Below are 17,633 nucleotides of genomic sequence, written 5' to 3' on the forward strand. Positions count from 1 at the left end.
AAACTTTCATATTTTAACATCAGCACTAATAAACAATTTTTTCCAAAGATGAAAGTTACCAAAGAATTAGTACATATTACTTATGATATAGCAAAAGAAGTCTACGAAGGTAAAATTAGCAGAAAAGAAGGTGTTGAAATAATTGTAGGTGATGGCAGAATGAACCCAAATAGTGTTGCGGATTTTATTCACAATCTCAAATGTCTATTAGATGGTAAAAAGTTTACTAGAACCAATAACACCTACTCTATGGAATATTTCTTTGAGAAAATCTATAAGGACTATGGTATTAAAGGGTTATCGAATGCTTTACGAGCATTAAACCTACATATTAAATACTATGAAGGTTACCAAGATGTTACTATGCATTCTATGCGTAAAATTTATTCCAAGTATCTTAAAATTTATGTAGATAATCCCGACCAAGATGAGCAACAAGAAATAACAACTATTTTACAAAAAGAAAATAAAACAAAACTGCAATTAGCCCAAGAGCTAAAAAATCTAAAACCTACCGATCCAGAATTCATTGTCATTAATAGCAAATCCTATAAAAGAGATAATGTAACTATCGCAAAAATAAAAGAACTACGAGATTATAAATGTCAAATCTGTTCTCATAGTATTAAAAAGAAAGACGGCTCGTATTACATCGAAGCAGCCCACATAGAACCAAAACACTTAGGAGGAAATGAATTGCCTAATAATATAATTTTACTATGCCCAAATCATCATAAAGAATTCGACTATGGTGAAACAAAAATTATAGAAAGAACCTATGAATTCGTTAAATTTGAACTCAATGGAAAAATTCATACCATCACATTGAAAATTGATTTATAATGTTGAAGAAATAATAGAATGAACATAACAGTCATAAAAGCAAATGGGCTTGAAATAATAAAGCTCTATATCCCCAACCTTTTATTATACTTAACGAAAAGAGAGATTGAAGATTTTATCGAAAAAGGATATAATTATTCTTTGACTATTGAAGAAGGAACACATATTAATAATTTCCTTGGATTGTTTTTACAACTTGTAAAGAGCCATTTTGGAAAGGGTTCTGAAATTTTCTTAAATGAAATTAAAATTTTTGATTATTTAATCGGTAAATTTCATTCTGTTGTTGGAGAAAACAAAGGCTTTAAGAGTCTCCTATTAGGCAATATAAATGATTTTAAGCAAAATAATTTTCTTAATTCTTTAAGTGAAATAGCTGCTCTTTTGGAATTGACTAAACAATATTCTTTTTTGAATTACGAAGCTCCTTTACCTAATGGAAAAACTATTGATTTTCAATTAAAGAATATAAAAACTGGTAAAGAAATACTGATAGATGTTGTTAGTATCTATTTTGATCCTTTACGCTATGAAAACAAAAAGGGTATTAGAAAATTTATAAATCATCGCATCAATACCAAATATGATTCCAAAGTAAATGGATTAGGAAAATCACATAAATCTGATATTTATATTTTTCCTGTATATCACGATGTATCAGGATTACATAAAAAATCGCAAGCAATTTTAGAATCAAACAAAAAGTTTTTACTGTCTATAAAACGGAAGAATTGTTTTCTTATTAAAAACAAAACTTTTAAAATACACTTTTTTGTAAATTCAAATTTTGAAAAGTACAACCTTGTAGCTGCAAGTGAATATTTCAAATTACTCCCCAATAAGTGAAGTTCGGCATAACTTCGTACCTTATTTGTACCTCAATCACCAAAAACCATTTATTTTAAAAGAATAATACTTTCTGTATCGGCAAATAGATTTTCTTGCCTTTGGTATACTTTTGGTTTCCTTTGTTAGACATTTTGCAAAAAAGTGAGATTTACTTTTACTTTTGATGGGTCTTTTCTTTCTTTTATTAGCTACAAATTTTCTTTTATTTCTATTGCACAATTTAGAAGTACTAAGCGCATAGTTTCAAAATAAGATTATCTTCGTGATACTATCAAATGATGCTATCATGATGAACTAAAGTTTATCTAGAATTTAATTCCCTAAAAACTTCTTCTGACGTATATGTTTAGGGAAGCCTACACACAACCAAAAGATGATCTTAAAAAAGAAATGATATTCCTTTATTTCCTTTCTGACTTGATTTAGGCGAGTCACTTAAAGTTTCTATCTCTTGTAAAAGGTGTTTTTTAGTTTGATCCAACATAAAACCTCTGAATATAGAAATATCTTCATTTATCCTAGTCTCTTCTAGTGCTTTATAATATTCATTTTTATCCTCTTGAAAAACTACAGATAAAGGCATTTGATGATAGCCTTGTATATAATTCATTAATAGTCTTGAAACCCTTCCATTCCCATCAGCAAAGGGGTGAATAGTCACTAATTGATAATGCGCATCAAAAGATAAATTAAAAACATCTTCAATAGTTTTAGTTTTAGTTATCTCTGAATTAACTTGATTTATCAAAGATTCAACATGCCTAGGAACTTTTTGATAATCCATAAAAGTTCGAGTTCCAGCCCTTACGGTTAACTTTCTGAAATCACCTTTTGAAGAATTAAAATCACCAGCAATTGAAGATATTTCAGAGCCAGTATTTTTCATTACCAAAGCTGATAAATTCTGTAATATCTCTATTGATAAAGGTTTATGATTAAAGGATAATTCAAAAACATATTTAAGGGCTTCCAAGTGATCTAAAGCCATTAATGTATACTCTAAAGGCTTGGTATTTGGTGTTAGTTGCTCGTCTAGTAATAAAAACGTTTCTTCCTTAGTTAAAGTAGAGCCTTCAATTGCATTAGAATGATGAACTATTGCATACTGATTAAATCGTTGATAATCGAAAGTATCCCCTTCAATCAACTTATTATATTCATCAAGTATATTTTTCAACTCATTCATATCACAAAATTACAAAATTTAAAAACGATACATTTCTGTAAAGTATCTTATTAGGTAAGTTTATTCAACAAATTAAAGATACGACTTATCTTTTTACATTGGATTACTACATTATAACAATAATAAGTCAAAAAAAAACCCACCAAAAGCAAACAAAAGCTCTCACCATTAGCACACCTCCTGCTCTCTTACCCCCTTTATTCAAAAGGGTTTGTCATATATTGTATCGGCAAATAATCCAGAATACATTGCTTTAATTTATATAGTCAAACATCATAAATATGTTTTTAAAATCATGCTCTTTCTAACTGTAAACACATCTTATTTATTAAAAAATTAACACACAATAATCTTCGGAAGGATAAACCCTAGGATAGGGTACTTATATAAGTACTCTATCCCACTTTCATAAGTGGGTTTTGAGTGATTTTAAAGTCAAAAGGTGTTTTACTTTTAACTAAAACACAACTAATATCTGATCTTTTTTGATGTCTCATAAAACATTCGTTTTATCGAATCACATCGATTAAACAAGCCTTATGAAAATTGGAGGTTTTTAATTCCATAAACTATTGAAAAAGAAACAACTATAGCAAACACGTTTCGCAACATGATTAGACGTCGTTAACAGAAAAAACCAATACACTAACAGAATAAAATTAGTATGGTAAGCACATTAAATCATATTTGTTGAAAAATAACATCAACTTATGCGATTAAAGCTTCTCTTGTTTTTCATATGCTCTGGTATTTTATTTGTTAATGCTCAAAAAACGCAGACCTATAAAGGTTCTGTTATAGATAGTACCACAAAAGAAGCGATTCCCTTTGCTACGGTCGCAATATATCAAAATAATATTTTGGTAGATGGAACTACAACAAATGAATTTGGAATGTTTAAAATCAACCTTCAAGAAGTGATTACTCATTTCGAAATTAGTTTTATTGGTTATAAAAGTAAAACTATAAAACGATCAGAAATTACAGATATAGGACAGGTTACTTTTATGCTTACCCCATCAGTTTCTAAATTGGAGGAGGTTGTTGTTCAAGTTGAACAAACCACAACAAAATTAAAAATCGATAGAAAAATCATTAATCTTGGTGCCGACTTACAACAAGCGGGAGCAACCACACTCGAAGCTTTTGACCAAATTACCGAAATACAAACCGATTTAGGCACCAGAAGTTTATCCCTTAGAGGAAGTGGTAATGTTCGCCTTCTTATCAATGGTAAACCATCCAGCATGAACCCTACAGAACTACTAGAACAGTTGCCCGCATCATCTGTACAAAGGGTGGAAATTATTACATCACCTTCGGCCAAAAATCAAGCAGACGGACTTTCGGGCATCATCAATGTAGTTCTTAAAAAGAACAGCACAAAAGGATTGAATACCAACTTAAACACTGGAATTGGTACGAAGCGCTACAGTTATGGCATAGATGGCAACTTTAATTTTTCTTGGATAAACTTTAGATGGAATCTCTCACAGTCTGGTAGAGGCATGGACAGTAAACAGCATATTTCTCAATTATATGAAAATGGTAATACCAGAGATTTCTTTACGCCTCATGACTTTTACGGTTTATCAAGAAAATTAGATACTGGATTGGATTTTTTTATCAACGAGAAAAATGAACTCTCTATTGGCTTGGATTATACCAAGGACTTTCATAGATTTTTTAATACTACGTTTTATAGTAATGTAACCAATAGAGACGATTTTAAATATACCCGTAACTCTTCGCACGAACACGAAACAACCAATTTTAACTTAAATTACAGGGTAAAGTTTGATAAAGAGAATCATTTTTTAGAGTTAGATTATCAATTCTCCAAGAATGATAACCTTTTGCCCGCAATTGATTTTGAAGAAGAAATTTTCCTTTTTAATGAAGAGCGTAGAAATGACAATATTCTAAATGCGGTAGCGCTAGATTATTCTTTACCCATAACGGATAATATACTTTTTGAGGCAGGAGGATCTTGGAATGAGAGAAATTTGAAAAGTTCACTGTTTTTAAATCCAGCCCAAGAAGAGGAAAGCTTGCAAATTTTTAAGTATGATGAATCTTTGTTTGGCATTTATGGGCTAACAAATATTAGTCTGGGAAAGCTAACCTGGCAATTGGGGTTAAGGTATGAAAACTTAACATCTAATTCGATTAACCTTTCAAATAACCAAACCACAGATTTAAAATTTTCGAACGTGTTCCCCTCCCTTCATGTATCCTATGCTATTGATGATGCAAATAAATTAAATTTAGGATATAGTCGAAGGGTATCACGTCCTAATTTCAGGAATATCAACCCTTTTCAGGCGAGGAATCAATATTTTGAATGGGTGGCGAACCCAGGCCTTCGTCCAGAATTCAGTAATAATCTAGAAACCAATTATCAATACAAGGGGAATAAATTAGGTCTTTCTGGAGCCCTATTTTATAGATACAGAACCGACGTGATAGAGCTTTTACAGGATGTTGATGAAGAAGGTGTACTCCGAAACGTTTTTGATAACATAGGCGAAAAACATTCATATGGAATAGAGGCAAATATAAGCTACAAACTATCAGATTTCTGGAACAGTCAACTCTCTACCAATTATTATCACACCGCAATAGACCAAGACATTTTTTTGACTTGGGATGAGTTGTATTCGGCTAATTTAATTTTCAAAAATACGTTCAAGATAAATAAAATCTTAAGTGCAGATATTTCATACAGACAGAATTTCAAAACACAAAATACCTTTGATTTTATTGACCCTAGAAATCGTGTAGACGTTGCGGTTCGTATCAAACTTTTAGAGAACAGGCTGGCTATGAATTTACGTGTAGTAGATCTATTGGATAATAATTTATTCTACAGAACGACAATTACTCAAAACGTCACTCAAAATGAATTATGGCGGTTTCAATCACAAACCTTTGGTTTTCTTTTAAGCACGAGTTACAAGTTATTTCAAAATAAAGGAAAAACTAGAAATAGAAAAAACAGAAACTATCAATACGGGGGTACAACAGACTAATTTTTTTAAACCTTACATATGAAAACTAAATTACTAATAGCAGGAATTGCCGTTTTGAGTACCATAGCTTTTCGCTGTGGTCAAACCAATATCAATCAAGAAAAGATAACACCTAAAGAACTGGCTACATGGCAAACTTTTGACAAGGGAAAGAGCGCCGTTCAGGGTGATGAACTTATTGTAGAAGAAACTGAAGGCTCGGATGGGTATTTTATGATAAGCCCGAAAAAATATCCTTCCGATTTTAAACTAAACTACAAAGTCAAAGCGATGTCAGAATCTACCGTATTAATTACTCTGTTTTCCGTTTTGCAAAATAATGGCACAGAAGGTTTTCAATTGCCTGCTGAAACGGCAACACCACAAGAGGTTTGGAATTGGAGGAGTGAAATGACACATTACAACTTGACCATCAATAACCGTTCACATGGCATTACACCTTTCTTTTTCAAGAACATCCCCCCTAGTTCTAGAGGTTTTAATGAAAGGTTACAAGAAAATATCATGGAAGTGGGGCAATGGTATGATATAGAAATTGGTAAACAAAAAAATCGATTATGGTTTAAACTAAATGGGCAAAAATTCTTTGATGTAGAAGATGCTGATCCATACAAAAAAGGGAGGCTCATCTTCAGAATTAGTGGTACCACAGGCGAAAAGACCATTTTTGCCAAAGCTGCCTTTAAAGACATTGTGATTTCATACGAATAGTATGTACCTTTCAAAATTGGAAAATCAGAATACATACCAGAAGTTCTTGAAGATAGAGCCATACTTTCATGGACTACTCTGGTGTATGGTACTATTTTATCCCTATATAAAATATATGGGGAAAGATGGCGGTTATCCGATGACCTTTTTACATGAATTGAATTCGCTCTTCTTCAAAATGGCGATTTCATATTTTTTGTATCTCTGGTTTTTTCCAAAGAAAAACAAGACAAAATATGTTCCGTTAGTACTCATTGGTTTTGTTGTAAATGCATTTGGATATGAATTTACAGACCATTTTTTTCATCCAGAAGTACATAATTTTTGGTTAGATTTTGTATCCAATACATTGACTTATTTGAGTTTTGGAGTTGTTTTCTTTACCATTTACATTGTAAAGAATACCTATAAAAAGCAATTACAAATAGATAGATTAATACAAGAAAAACAACGTGCAGAAATCGACGTATTAAAGGCAAGGGTAAATCCACATTTTCTTTTCAATACGTTAAATACAATATATGCAAATGCCTTAAAGAAAGACGATAAAACACCTGAGCTTATTTTAAAACTCTCAGATAATTTTAGATACGTTTTGCACCAAGGTCAAAATGAATATGTAGCCATCAAAAAAGAAATACGACACATTAAAGATTATATACATCTACAGCAGGAACGATTGGCCAACAAGGTCGTTGTACATTTTTCTGAGGATATTGATGAGCTAAATCAACAAATAGCACCGCTGTTATGTATTGGTTTTATAGAAAATGCCTTTAAATACACCAGTATTTTAAAGGGAAATAACCACAAAATCGATATCAATATCCAACTAAAAAACAAACAATTCATCTTCTTTTGTAGTAATCCGTTTAATAAAAATGCCATAGAAGAAATTGATTTGGAATGGAAAGAAAGTGGTGTCGGTATTCACAATACAAAAGAACGCTTACAACTTTTATATCCTCTAAACCATACCTTAGAAATCCGAAAGGAAAACTCCATTTTTGAGGTACAATTGAATGTGCAACTATGATACAATGTTTAGTTTTAGAAGATGAGCAATCCGCCCAAGAAATACTGAAGGCTTATATTGATAAAACTCCTTTTTTAAATTGTGTGGGAATCTATGAAAGCGGATTAGATGTTCCGCATGACCAACTCCAGCTTACGGATGTATTGTTTCTGGATATTCAATTACCAGAACTAAACGGATTATCTTTTCTAAAAACCCTCAACAATGCTCCTTTGGTGATTGTTACTTCCGCCTACCCAAGCTATGCAATTGCAGCCTTTGAAGAAGCCGTAACTGATTATTTGGTAAAACCCTTTTCTTACGAACGTTTTTATAAATCACTCACTCGCGCGCAAACCCTTTTGAATAATAGAAAACATGAAGGGAAAAATCAAGTTTTATTATATGCGGATAAAACGATATATAAGACAACTATTGAAGATATCCTTTTTCTAAAAGCAGAGGTCGATTATGTAAATGTAGTCGCTACCGGAAGAGAAGTACTTGTTCTGGATAGTCTTCAAAATTGGTCTGAAAAATTAAGCCAATTTAATTTCGTGAGAACTCACCGTTCTTACATTGTCAACTTAGACCAGGTAGAAAAGGTATCGGGTAATCAAATTTTCATAAAGGAGAAGGTACTTCCTATCGGTAGGACCTACAAACAAGATTTTTTAAAAGCACTCAAGAGAACAGGACTTTTTTAAGTTCGTCCACAGTTGTCAACTTTCCATCTGCACTTACGGCTCTCATAACCACTCTAATGAAATTGAGCAGGGAATTACCTTATTTTTCATATTGAATTCAATCATAAACAATTAAATTATTTATATGAGTATCCTTAAAAATGTAGTTTTAGCTACAATTACGGTTAGTATTTTCTCTTGTGAATCTCAAAAAACGGAACGAGAGATTGAAGATGAGTTTGTAGAAAAATATGCTCCGAAAGACCTGAAAACATATGGGTTCACATTACCCGTAGATTCAAAAGTAGCAGAAGTACACCAACTTTTTAACGACTTAGAAAAAAACTTCTTTTTCTATGGCGATAAAAATGAATTTGAAAAAAAAGCTGCCAAAATAATGAAGTTAGACCCTTCTTATCCTAGTGGTTTTTTATTTGGAGGTTTTTATGAGCAAGACCCCGAAAAATATAAAGAAAAAGTCACCAAAGCCTATGAGCTATCCAAAAAATCAAGATTACAATCAGAACGGGATATTATACAGGCAGAGTATTATCTATTGGTTAAGGAAGACTACCTTAAAGCGCAAGAATACTTTCAAAAAGTAGTAGATATGTACCCAGATAGTGCTGCGGCCATCTGGTCTTTAGGAATGTCATATTACTATAATAGCGAATTTGACAAGGCCTTAGAATGCTATAAAAAGAGTACAGAACTAATCCCTAATTTACCTAAAGGATATGAGTTTATGTCTGTAATACATTACTCTAAGAAAGAGTATAAAAAAGCACTAAAGTATCTCGAAAAAGCAATACAATATGGTGCCAATCCTAAAAATGATTTTTACTATGCTGAATATGTAGCAATGGTTTATAACAGAAATAAAATGTATGAGAAAACTATAGATTATATTGAAACTGTGCGTACCTACGGCAAGTTATACAAGAACAGTGAGATGTTAAAAAAAGTATCCGAAATTGCTACAAAAAAATTAGATTCTATCAAAGGGACGTAATTTTAGATAGTTAGATACCCCATATAATAAGGTCTTTTAAATAGCTTAGAGAACCTTTTTGCCTTTTTATAGTTGTCTTAACAAAAGGCAAAAAATAACGGTGAAATTCAATTTTTGTGTTCTGATAAGTTTATCTTTAAGGATAGCTTTTAAAAAATATGATAATCAAATTATTAATAGCAATTATAAGTGGTATTGGACTTGGAATAAGTTTATTCTTTGGAATTTATTTACTTAGAATTAAAAAAGTCCAGAACACAATATTAGGAATATTACTTATCGTGCTAACTTTAAGGATTACCAAATCCGTTTTTTATAATTATATAGAGCTTCCAATTTTTATTAAGAACCTTGGATTAGCTGCAAATTTGGCAGTAGGCCCTTTATTATACATCTATGGATATTCACTCTTCATTAAAACAAGAATCCAATTCAAGTCAGTAATATTTCATTTTATTCCTAGTTTTATTTATGTGATTTTTTGTGATCATATCCCTAATGAAATTAATAGTAATTTTTGGAAATTAAGTTATAGTTTCATCTTAGTACATTCATTTTCTTATGTAATAGCAAGCCTGTTTATCTCTCAAAAAAGACAAATTACAGTTAACAAAAAAGTGAGAGAATGGTATATTCTATTGGTTTTGGCTCTTTGTTTAGTGTGGATAGTTTATGCTTTAATATTTATTAAGTTAATCCCCGTCTATTCTGCTGGTGTAGTTGCATTCTCAATCTTAATGTTTATTATTCTTTTTTTAGCTTTCGATAGAAAAGGAATATTTGACAAAAACTATAAAGAAAAATATCATAATTCGAATATTACTATAGAAGATGGTGAGGTCCACCTAAACCGGATAAGAAAGTTAATAGAGGAGGATAATCTTTATTTAGATCCTGATTTAAAATTAGCATCTTTATCTTCCAGGCTTAATTTATCTCCTAGAGATATTTCTATGATAATAAATAAACACGCCAACAAAAATTTTTCAAGTTTCATCAATGAATATAGAATAAAAAAGGCAAAGGAGTTTCTAAGTACCAGTCATCCAAACACAAAAATTTTAGCTATTGCTTTAGATTCAGGTTTCAACAGTCTTTCTTCTTTTAATGTGGCATTCAAGTCATTTACACAATCTACACCATCTGAATATCGATTAAAAAATATTACCTGAATAGTTTCTTAATATTAAATCTCTATTGGATTCATGAATTCGATAGACAGTATGCCAAATTTTTAGTTGATTTAGAAAAAACTTTAAAATTATGGATACAATAAATAGAAGACAATGGTTAAAAAACTCTTTGGCAACATCTGCAGGTTTAAGTCTATTTCCCTTGAATGCTTTTTCTGAAATTAACGGAGACTATTATAGAACAGATCACGATAATAACAATAATGCTATAAGAAGGTTACTTTACAATGAAAATCATCTTGGTCCGAGCAAAAGTGTAGAAAATATAATTAAGCAAGTTATATTTCGTAGCAATCGATACTCAACTTTTTATGAATATGATGCAAAAGCCTTAAAACAATTGATAGCAAAGCAAGAAGGCTTGAAGCCCGAGAATGTGCTACTAGGTCATGGATCTTTTGAACCCTTAATATGGGCAGCAACTCATTTTGGAAGTAAAGGAGAACAAATAATTGTTCCCAGTCCAACATTTGACGTAATTGGGCTTTTTGCCAGAAAGATTGGAGCAAAAGTCACACCAGTTGAAGTAGATTCAGATTTCAAAATGAATTTGACAGAAATGGAATCCAGAATTAGTTCTAAAACAAGTCTTTTAACTCTCTGTAATCCTAATAACCCGACAGGGACCGTCATAGAAACCGAAAGGTTAAAATCGTTTTGTAGGCTTGTATCTGATAAGACTACCGTACTTGTTGATGAAGCGTACATTCATTTTATGAACTCCTGGCGAAATAAATCAATGGCACCTCTCATTGCAGAAGGAAAAAATGTTCTTGTTACTCGTACTTTCTCTAAGATATATGGTTTAGCGGGTTTACGAATTGGTTTCATGTTAGGGCCAGAATCGCTTATAGCAGAAATGGAGAAAAAATTCACTTTAGGATTTCCTGGTAATATGCCTAATTCACTTAGCGTTGCATCCGCAATTACTTCATTAAAAGATGATGTCTTCTTAGAAACATCAAAGAATAACAATATCGAAACACGAAATGCATTTTGCAATGAACTTGAAAAACTTGGCTTCAATTACATTCGCAGTGAAGCTAACTTCGTATACTTTGATGTTAAAAACTTTAAAGCTTACAAAGAGCTTATGTTGAAGAATAAAATTTTGCTTGCCGGTGGTTGGCCAACGAAATCGAATTGGGCACGAGTAACTATGGGGTCTAAGGATGACATAAGTTTCTTATTTGATAAAATGAAAGGAAAGAAATGGTTATAACCATTTCTTTCCTTTCAGATTTTACTTTTTTGGATCGTGTCCAATATACTTGTTCTCAATATTTCCAATAATTCTAAAATATCTCAAAGTCTTGTTTGTTTTTGGTTTTCCAACCTAAATAACATTACATTAAAAGCAAACAAAAACTCTCATCATTAGCATATCTCCTATTCTACCTCCCATATTCATAAGGAACTCATTCGCACTGCACCAATAAGCATTTAATTATCAGCGCTTCATATTATTTAAATTGAAATCAAACCAATTTTGAGTAAAAAATAAGGGTAAGAAATTCTTTAGTTTTAAATGTGATTGCTCTGATTTTAACAACTCCATAACTCACAAAATAACTTCCAAATTATATCTTTATTTTTTTGTAAAAGTTTGCTATGCAAGAAGTAAGAAAATACCTAAATATGGTATCTCCCATATCCAAAAATTCATGGGATCAGATCAAAGAGATATTTATAGAAAGAACATATTACAAAGGAGAGTTTTTTGCAAAAACAGGGCGTGTAGAAAGTAAATTAGGAATTCTTCTGGATGGTGTTTTTAGGGCCTATATATCTAAAGATGATGGCTCTCAATATACCAAGACTTTTTTCACTCCAATCCATTTTAAAACTCCTATATCTTTTGTGGGAGCACTCTCATCTATGACCACTAGTACTATAAATCAGGTAAACATAGAAGCATTGACCAAAGTAAAGTTGTTAGAAGGTAAATATGAAGATTGGTTAGATTTAATAAATAAAAATAGAGAAATTTCTGAATGGAGTCGAAAGCTTACAGAACTTTTCTTCAGAGGGAAAGAACAAAATGAATTTGAATATTTCACCCTTCAGGCAGATAATAGGTATAAATTATTTAAGGAAAGATATCCAGAATTAGAAAATTTAGTCAATCAATATCATATAGCACAATTCATTGGTATCACTCCCACCCAATTAAGTAGAATCAGGAAAAAAATTCTTCTGGATAAATGATTTCTTTACATATGTAGATAGAAAATAGATAAGCCAAGCTTAATTTTGAGGATCATTTCTAATAAACCCTATAAATTATGAAAAAAGCTTTTACTCTATCCCTTCTTATTTTATTGTTTACATCTTGTAGTAATGATGATGATAATCCCTCTAAAGATTGTTATGAATGTAAAAGAATCATTCAGACCAAAGATGCAGATGGTGTTCAGATATTAAGGCAAGAAGATGAATTTAAATTATGTGACAAAACAAAAGAAGAAATATTGGATTATGAATTAAAAAACACCAAAACTGAAGAAACAGATAGCGGTGGAACACAAGAATTCTTTACTAGCTGTCAACTCTCACAATCACAAAAATAAAATCTAAAACACATGAAAATACTTAAGATAATATTGATTACCATTCTAATGGTATTGACAATAACGCCAAGTATGGCACAAAAAAAGAATCGTAAGAAAAAAAATAAAATCACTGTTCTTAAATTATATGAAGGACCCGAACTCCCTGCAGAACAACTAGTGCGTATTATAACCGTCAACGAGAAAAAAAAGTATGCCTATTTTATCGAAGTAGATGGTAACGATATACCAGGCAATAGTCTAATGAATGGTGCAAAAGGAATTTTGCTTTTACCCGGGGAACACAAAATACAACTTAGGTTTGTTTCCAAAGGGCAGATTGCCATTCCGATAGAATCATTTGACCCTTTTTCTTTCGAAGCAGGAAAAGAATATCTGGTAAAATTTGAGTATATCCATGGAAAAGGAAGCTACCCTGGTAATTTAGAAAAAACTAGTATAAAGCTTTGGATTGAAGAAAAAGGAGAAGCGGGTGTATTAATGGAAAAAACTGTTAATGGATATGGTATCAGTATTAAATAAAAATCACTTTTACTTATTTTAATTTTCTTTATCTCACTAAATTACCCAAAAAATATAGTTTCTGTTTTAGTACTATAAAAAACGTATTGACCATATATCTGATGTAAGTACTAAAAATGGTAATAAACCCAAATTTAGCTCAAGTTTTGCTACTCCATATCTAAATTGATGTAAAAGTGATCATGACTTTTTGAAAGTAACAACCTCTATTTATTTAATAAGTTACACTTTCTGTATTCTCAGGACTTTGGGTCGAGCCTTTCTAAACACAAAATCATATAAATTCCTAAAACTATCAGAAACTTTAGGAATTTATATGATCTTCTAATTTTTACATAGCTGCTGTTCTTGTAGCTCTACACTTCACCCAACACAAACCTTTGTCAAGTAAAGCTTTCTTAACTGTTATTACAATATTACATTAATTAACCTAGGTGAATGCATTAGATATAATTCACATACATCTTTGTGCTTATAATTCAAAAACTATATAGGCATGATCCAAACAAAAAGATCTTTTTTAAAACTGACCTCTTTTTAAAGAACATCTAAAGAAGTAAATAGCATGAAAAATTGATCTAGATCAATTTTTATTCATTGTGAATTTATCAGTTTTGCTTTCATCAAAGCCATTAAGAAATCTTTGAACCTTAACATCTTATTCATCATCAATTTATTTAACTCATAAAACGAACAAGTAGCAATATATAATCAATAGAAGTAAACGTAATGCGTCATCTATGAATATATAAAATTCAACACCTATGCTAAGCAAAAAAAAACATTTTAAAACCATTTACTATTTACTTATTCTAATCCTCTTACAATGTTGTAGCAGTGATGATTCTAATAATTTGGTCGAAAAAGACACGACTCCTCCTTCGATCAATTCATTTACGATAAATAACGTATCTGGAAATAATATAAATACTCCTATACTAATTAGTACTACTCTAGAGCTTGATATTGATATTACCGATGACTTGGGAGTAACTACTATTGAAATTTTTATAGATGCTATTAAAGTAGCTAATAATACCACTCCTCCATTTAATTTTAGCATAGATGTTTCTCAATACAATTCTGGGAATCATTCTGTAAGAATTAAGGCCTATGATGCTGCAGGAAACTTCTCTTCTACAAAAGATATAGCAATTATTATAGACAATACATTACCAGCTATTACTAATGTTTCAATTCGCAATGAATCAATACTTGCTGGCAATATCAACATATTATCCTTTAAAGTTAGTGATGATAAAGATATAAGTAGTGTCGCAATATCTGTAGATAACGTTACTATTGCTACCATAACAGATAAGAATTATAACGTAAACATAGCTACATCTAATCTAAATGATGGTAGACACAATATAGAGATTATTGCTTCTGATTCGAATAATAAAATCGCTAAACTGACGATTAGTTTTATTGCGGACAATACGGGCCCTAAAATCACTATAGATGCCATTAATGAAGGAGAAACAATATCCGAAATCATTCAGTTCGAACCTAAACTTAGTGATGAATTTTCAGAAATAAATTCGTTGGAAGTTTTATACAGAAATGAACGTATTCATTTTTTTGAAAATGGTGCCATTACTGCTTTCAGTTTTAATCCAGATGACTATACATCTGGAGATGGAAGATTTACATTTATTGCAAAAGATGCTTTGGATAATGTTAGTGAATTATCCATCAATACTAAAACAACACAAGTTCTTATTCGTCTTAAAATTCCTCAGGATTATTTATCGACTAACATCATGAAATCTTGGGTATTTGCATCAAAATCAGACGGAAGCCCTATAAGTATAGTTAAAATCGAATCAGGAATGACAGACATTGTACTATATGCTACAGAGAAAATTGATGACTCAGAAAATTTTATGATTACATTTTATGAAATTGAAAATAGCGGTTTTAATCGAATCTCCACTATTCAAAACCTAACGATAACCTCTCCAGGAACCTTGCACCTTGCTCCTCGTAATACATTTTCTGAAGAATCTGAAACAAGTTATACCATGAATGGTTTTTCTGCAAACGACATCGTTAAATCCCAAGGAGTAGATTATAAGGGAATAAAAGCAAATGATAGATTTAAGCTAACACTAATGCGGCCTCAAAAAACAAATCAAATCTATTTCTATACATATGACAACAACGCTCCCGAGACAAGTTACCGTTATCAATTTTTAAACCGTCCAATTGGTAATAGTTTTGCGCTTAACAGTACTGCATTTGGCGATCAAAATGTAGTACTTAATAATTTTGTACTTCAGAGTTATTTTCCAGAAGTTGATTTGCAGCCTATACTTTCAATTTTTGGGTATACCAATCAAAATGATTATTCTAATAACGTGTATCACGAATTATTTAACAGCGCTCTTACATCTAAAAACACTGATATCAACTCCTCTATCTCTTATCCTCTTCATACTACTTTTGAGACATATAAGCACCGCCTTGTTTCTAAAGACTATATTACCGAACGAAAAGGTATACCTCTAACCAATTATAGCAAACCTAATTGGGATATCGATTATGATACATCTTCTGGTAATACTATAAAAATTGTCACAAGCGGAACTACACATAGTGTTGGTAGGTTATGGCTAAAAAATGAATACTCGATCGAACCTTATTATGATTATAGCTGGACATTGGTTTATGATAGCCAGAAAAACAAAAGCGAAGTAATTATCCCTAAGTTTCCAGATGAATTGAGTGACTTAAACTTTTACAAATTTAGTTTAGATCTTTTTTGGCAAACAGAACAATTAGAGCTTAGTCGTTATCAAAACATATCTAATTATAATGACTATGTTAATAAGGTACTTAAGAACAATGTGAATTATGATAAGGTCTCAGATTTTGTAGAATCACTATATCATGTTCCTGATTTCAGAAAGTATCCTGTGTTTTTAAAGGACGTATTTAATTAACAGAACTACTCATATTAATATAGATGAGTTGGAAATTATAATATCAATACTTAAAAAAGTTAATGGAATAATTCGGTCACATAGTAGTAGCACTATTGTCCAAAAAATAAAAACGCTTAATGAAAACAAAACACCTATTGTCCCACAAGTATACAACGCTTTTAAAATCGTTACTATTTTTAATTACCTCATTATATCTAGTTATTGCTTGTTCCTCTGACAATAAAAATGAAGATGAATCAGAAGATGTTATTTACCTCAATATCCCTGATGTAGAATTTGAAAAAAAACTGATAAACCTAGGAATCGATTCTGACAATGAGATTAACCACCGTATGTTAAAAGTTGATGCTGGTGAGGTGAGCAGTATAGATTTAAGTAGCTTCAATGCTAATAAAATTAGTGATCTAACAGGAATTGAAGGCTTTATAAACCTGAAAAGACTATATGCAGGAGGAAACAATCTAACAGCAATAGATTTAAAATCCAATACGCAATTGGATACGTTAGTCCTTTCCTCAAACAATATAAAAAGTATTGATATTGGCAACAATACCGAATTGATTAAGTTAAATCTTAGCGTGAATAACCTTAGCTCAATTACTGGGTTATCTAAAGCCATTAAGTTAAAATGGTTAAGTTTATCTACTAATGTATTAGAAGAGCTAAGTGTTCAAAATGCCACGTTAACAACGTTATTTATAAGAGATAATCATATAACAACCCTGGACACTCAAGGTGCTGTAAATTTAACCACCATCTTAGCACAAATCAATAGAATCTCTAAGTTGGATCTTAGTACAAATATCCTATTGGAAACAGTAGCACTTTCAGACAACAAAATTAAGAGTATTAACCTAGAAAAAAACACTGATATTCATACACTTCATTTTTCTAGTAATTTACTTACTGAATTCGATGTAAGTAATCTTCAAAAATTGATTTTTCTAACCATAGATAGAAACCCAAATCTATTCTGTATTAAAATAGGCCATGAACAGAACATTCCTAACCTCACAAAGGCTGATTATCAAGAATTAAATACCAATTGTAACTAGTTTATAAA

At 31.1% G+C, this 17,633-nt stretch carries 15 protein-coding genes; 14 read left to right on the top strand and 1 reads right to left on the bottom strand.

Features of this window, described 5'->3' with window-relative positions; all coding sequences use genetic code 11:
* The first annotated feature begins 48 nt into the window (after window positions 1-48).
* Both ATE84_RS19385 and ATE84_RS19390 read left to right on the top strand, forming a co-directional pair.
* Complete coding sequence (locus tag ATE84_RS19385; RefSeq protein ID WP_101449534.1) at window positions 49-843, top strand: HNH endonuclease; 795 nt, start codon at window positions 49-51, stop codon at window positions 841-843.
* 18 nt (window positions 844-861) lie between these two features.
* Window positions 862-1,689 carry a hypothetical protein gene (locus tag ATE84_RS19390; protein WP_101449535.1) on the top strand — a complete coding sequence of 276 codons (828 nt, stop codon included), beginning with the start codon at window positions 862-864 and terminating at the stop codon, window positions 1,687-1,689.
* A 382-nt stretch (window positions 1,690-2,071) separates the two neighbouring features.
* On the opposite strand, the gene ATE84_RS19395 is transcribed toward ATE84_RS19390, so the two are convergent.
* Complete coding sequence (locus tag ATE84_RS19395) at window positions 2,072-2,878, bottom strand: Fic family protein (RefSeq protein ID WP_101449536.1); 807 nt, start codon at window positions 2,876-2,878, stop codon at window positions 2,072-2,074.
* 710 nt (window positions 2,879-3,588) lie between these two features.
* On the opposite strand from ATE84_RS19395, the gene ATE84_RS19400 reads away from it, so the two are divergent.
* The 12 genes from ATE84_RS19400 (at window position 3,589) to ATE84_RS19455 (ending at window position 17,625) form a co-directional block, all read left to right on the top strand.
* Window positions 3,589-5,910, top strand: a complete 2,322-nt coding sequence (locus ATE84_RS19400) for a TonB-dependent receptor domain-containing protein (RefSeq protein ID WP_101449537.1) — start codon at window positions 3,589-3,591, stop codon at window positions 5,908-5,910.
* 18 nt (window positions 5,911-5,928) lie between these two features.
* Window positions 5,929-6,621, top strand: coding sequence for a family 16 glycoside hydrolase (locus ATE84_RS19405; protein ID WP_101449538.1), 693 nt, complete (start codon window positions 5,929-5,931; stop codon window positions 6,619-6,621).
* Window positions 6,622-6,736: 115 nt separating this feature from the next.
* On the top strand, window positions 6,737-7,657 hold the full coding sequence (locus tag ATE84_RS19410) for a sensor histidine kinase (RefSeq protein ID WP_158237303.1): 921 nt from the start codon (window positions 6,737-6,739) through the stop codon (window positions 7,655-7,657).
* Window positions 7,654-8,343, top strand: a complete 690-nt coding sequence (locus tag ATE84_RS19415; protein ID WP_101449540.1) for a LytTR family DNA-binding domain-containing protein — start codon at window positions 7,654-7,656, stop codon at window positions 8,341-8,343. Before ATE84_RS19410 ends, ATE84_RS19415 begins: the two co-directional genes overlap by 4 nt.
* Window positions 8,344-8,467: 124 nt before the next feature.
* Window positions 8,468-9,334 carry a M48 family metallopeptidase gene (locus ATE84_RS19420; protein WP_101449541.1) on the top strand — a complete coding sequence of 289 codons (867 nt, stop codon included), beginning with the start codon at window positions 8,468-8,470 and terminating at the stop codon, window positions 9,332-9,334.
* A gap of 158 nt (window positions 9,335-9,492) precedes the next feature.
* The gene (locus ATE84_RS19425; RefSeq protein WP_101449542.1) at window positions 9,493-10,506 is read left to right on the top strand and encodes an AraC family transcriptional regulator; all 1,014 of its coding nucleotides are present in this window, start codon (window positions 9,493-9,495) and stop codon (window positions 10,504-10,506) included.
* 91 nt (window positions 10,507-10,597) lie between these two features.
* Window positions 10,598-11,749 (top strand): histidinol-phosphate transaminase, encoded by a 1,152-nt coding sequence (locus tag ATE84_RS19430; RefSeq protein ID WP_101449543.1) that lies wholly within the window; start codon window positions 10,598-10,600, stop codon window positions 11,747-11,749.
* Window positions 11,750-12,138: 389 nt separating this feature from the next.
* A complete protein-coding gene (locus ATE84_RS19435) occupies window positions 12,139-12,735 on the top strand; it encodes a Crp/Fnr family transcriptional regulator (protein ID WP_101449544.1) in 597 nt (198 codons plus the stop codon).
* Between the two features lie 77 nt (window positions 12,736-12,812).
* Window positions 12,813-13,097, top strand: a complete 285-nt coding sequence (locus ATE84_RS19440) for a hypothetical protein (RefSeq protein ID WP_101449545.1) — start codon at window positions 12,813-12,815, stop codon at window positions 13,095-13,097.
* Window positions 13,098-13,109: 12 nt separating this feature from the next.
* Window positions 13,110-13,619: a hypothetical protein gene (locus ATE84_RS19445; protein ID WP_143273672.1), complete on the top strand. Its 510-nt coding sequence runs from the start codon at window positions 13,110-13,112 to the stop codon at window positions 13,617-13,619.
* Between the two features lie 764 nt (window positions 13,620-14,383).
* Window positions 14,384-16,567: an Ig-like domain-containing protein gene (locus ATE84_RS19450; protein WP_101449547.1), complete on the top strand. Its 2,184-nt coding sequence runs from the start codon at window positions 14,384-14,386 to the stop codon at window positions 16,565-16,567.
* A 119-nt stretch (window positions 16,568-16,686) separates the two neighbouring features.
* Complete coding sequence (locus ATE84_RS19455) at window positions 16,687-17,625, top strand: leucine-rich repeat domain-containing protein (RefSeq protein WP_101449548.1); 939 nt, start codon at window positions 16,687-16,689, stop codon at window positions 17,623-17,625.
* Window positions 17,626-17,633 lie beyond the last annotated feature (8 nt).

Origin of the sequence: Aquimarina sp. MAR_2010_214 (assembly GCF_002846555.1) — a bacterium.
Classification (GTDB): Bacteria; Bacteroidota; Bacteroidia; order Flavobacteriales; family Flavobacteriaceae; genus Aquimarina.

Excerpts from the sequence above, each read along its gene's own strand:
- ATE84_RS19385 (WP_101449534.1), top strand. The coding sequence starts at position 49 with ATGAAAGTTACCAAAGAATTAGTACATATTACTTATGATATAGCAAAA.
- ATE84_RS19390 (WP_101449535.1), top strand. The coding sequence starts at position 862 with ATGAACATAACAGTCATAAAAGCAAATGGGCTTGAAATAATAAAGCTC.
- ATE84_RS19395 (WP_101449536.1), bottom strand. The coding sequence starts at position 2,878 with ATGAATGAGTTGAAAAATATACTTGATGAATATAATAAGTTGATTGAA.
- ATE84_RS19400 (WP_101449537.1), top strand. The coding sequence starts at position 3,589 with ATGCGATTAAAGCTTCTCTTGTTTTTCATATGCTCTGGTATTTTATTT.
- ATE84_RS19405 (WP_101449538.1), top strand. The coding sequence starts at position 5,929 with ATGAAAACTAAATTACTAATAGCAGGAATTGCCGTTTTGAGTACCATA.
- ATE84_RS19410 (WP_158237303.1), top strand. The coding sequence starts at position 6,737 with ATGGGGAAAGATGGCGGTTATCCGATGACCTTTTTACATGAATTGAAT.
- ATE84_RS19415 (WP_101449540.1), top strand. The coding sequence starts at position 7,654 with ATGATACAATGTTTAGTTTTAGAAGATGAGCAATCCGCCCAAGAAATA.
- ATE84_RS19420 (WP_101449541.1), top strand. The coding sequence starts at position 8,468 with ATGAGTATCCTTAAAAATGTAGTTTTAGCTACAATTACGGTTAGTATT.
- ATE84_RS19425 (WP_101449542.1), top strand. The coding sequence starts at position 9,493 with ATGATAATCAAATTATTAATAGCAATTATAAGTGGTATTGGACTTGGA.
- ATE84_RS19430 (WP_101449543.1), top strand. The coding sequence starts at position 10,598 with ATGGATACAATAAATAGAAGACAATGGTTAAAAAACTCTTTGGCAACA.
- ATE84_RS19435 (WP_101449544.1), top strand. The coding sequence starts at position 12,139 with ATGCAAGAAGTAAGAAAATACCTAAATATGGTATCTCCCATATCCAAA.
- ATE84_RS19440 (WP_101449545.1), top strand. The coding sequence starts at position 12,813 with ATGAAAAAAGCTTTTACTCTATCCCTTCTTATTTTATTGTTTACATCT.
- ATE84_RS19445 (WP_143273672.1), top strand. The coding sequence starts at position 13,110 with ATGAAAATACTTAAGATAATATTGATTACCATTCTAATGGTATTGACA.
- ATE84_RS19450 (WP_101449547.1), top strand. The coding sequence starts at position 14,384 with ATGCTAAGCAAAAAAAAACATTTTAAAACCATTTACTATTTACTTATT.
- ATE84_RS19455 (WP_101449548.1), top strand. The coding sequence starts at position 16,687 with ATGAAAACAAAACACCTATTGTCCCACAAGTATACAACGCTTTTAAAA.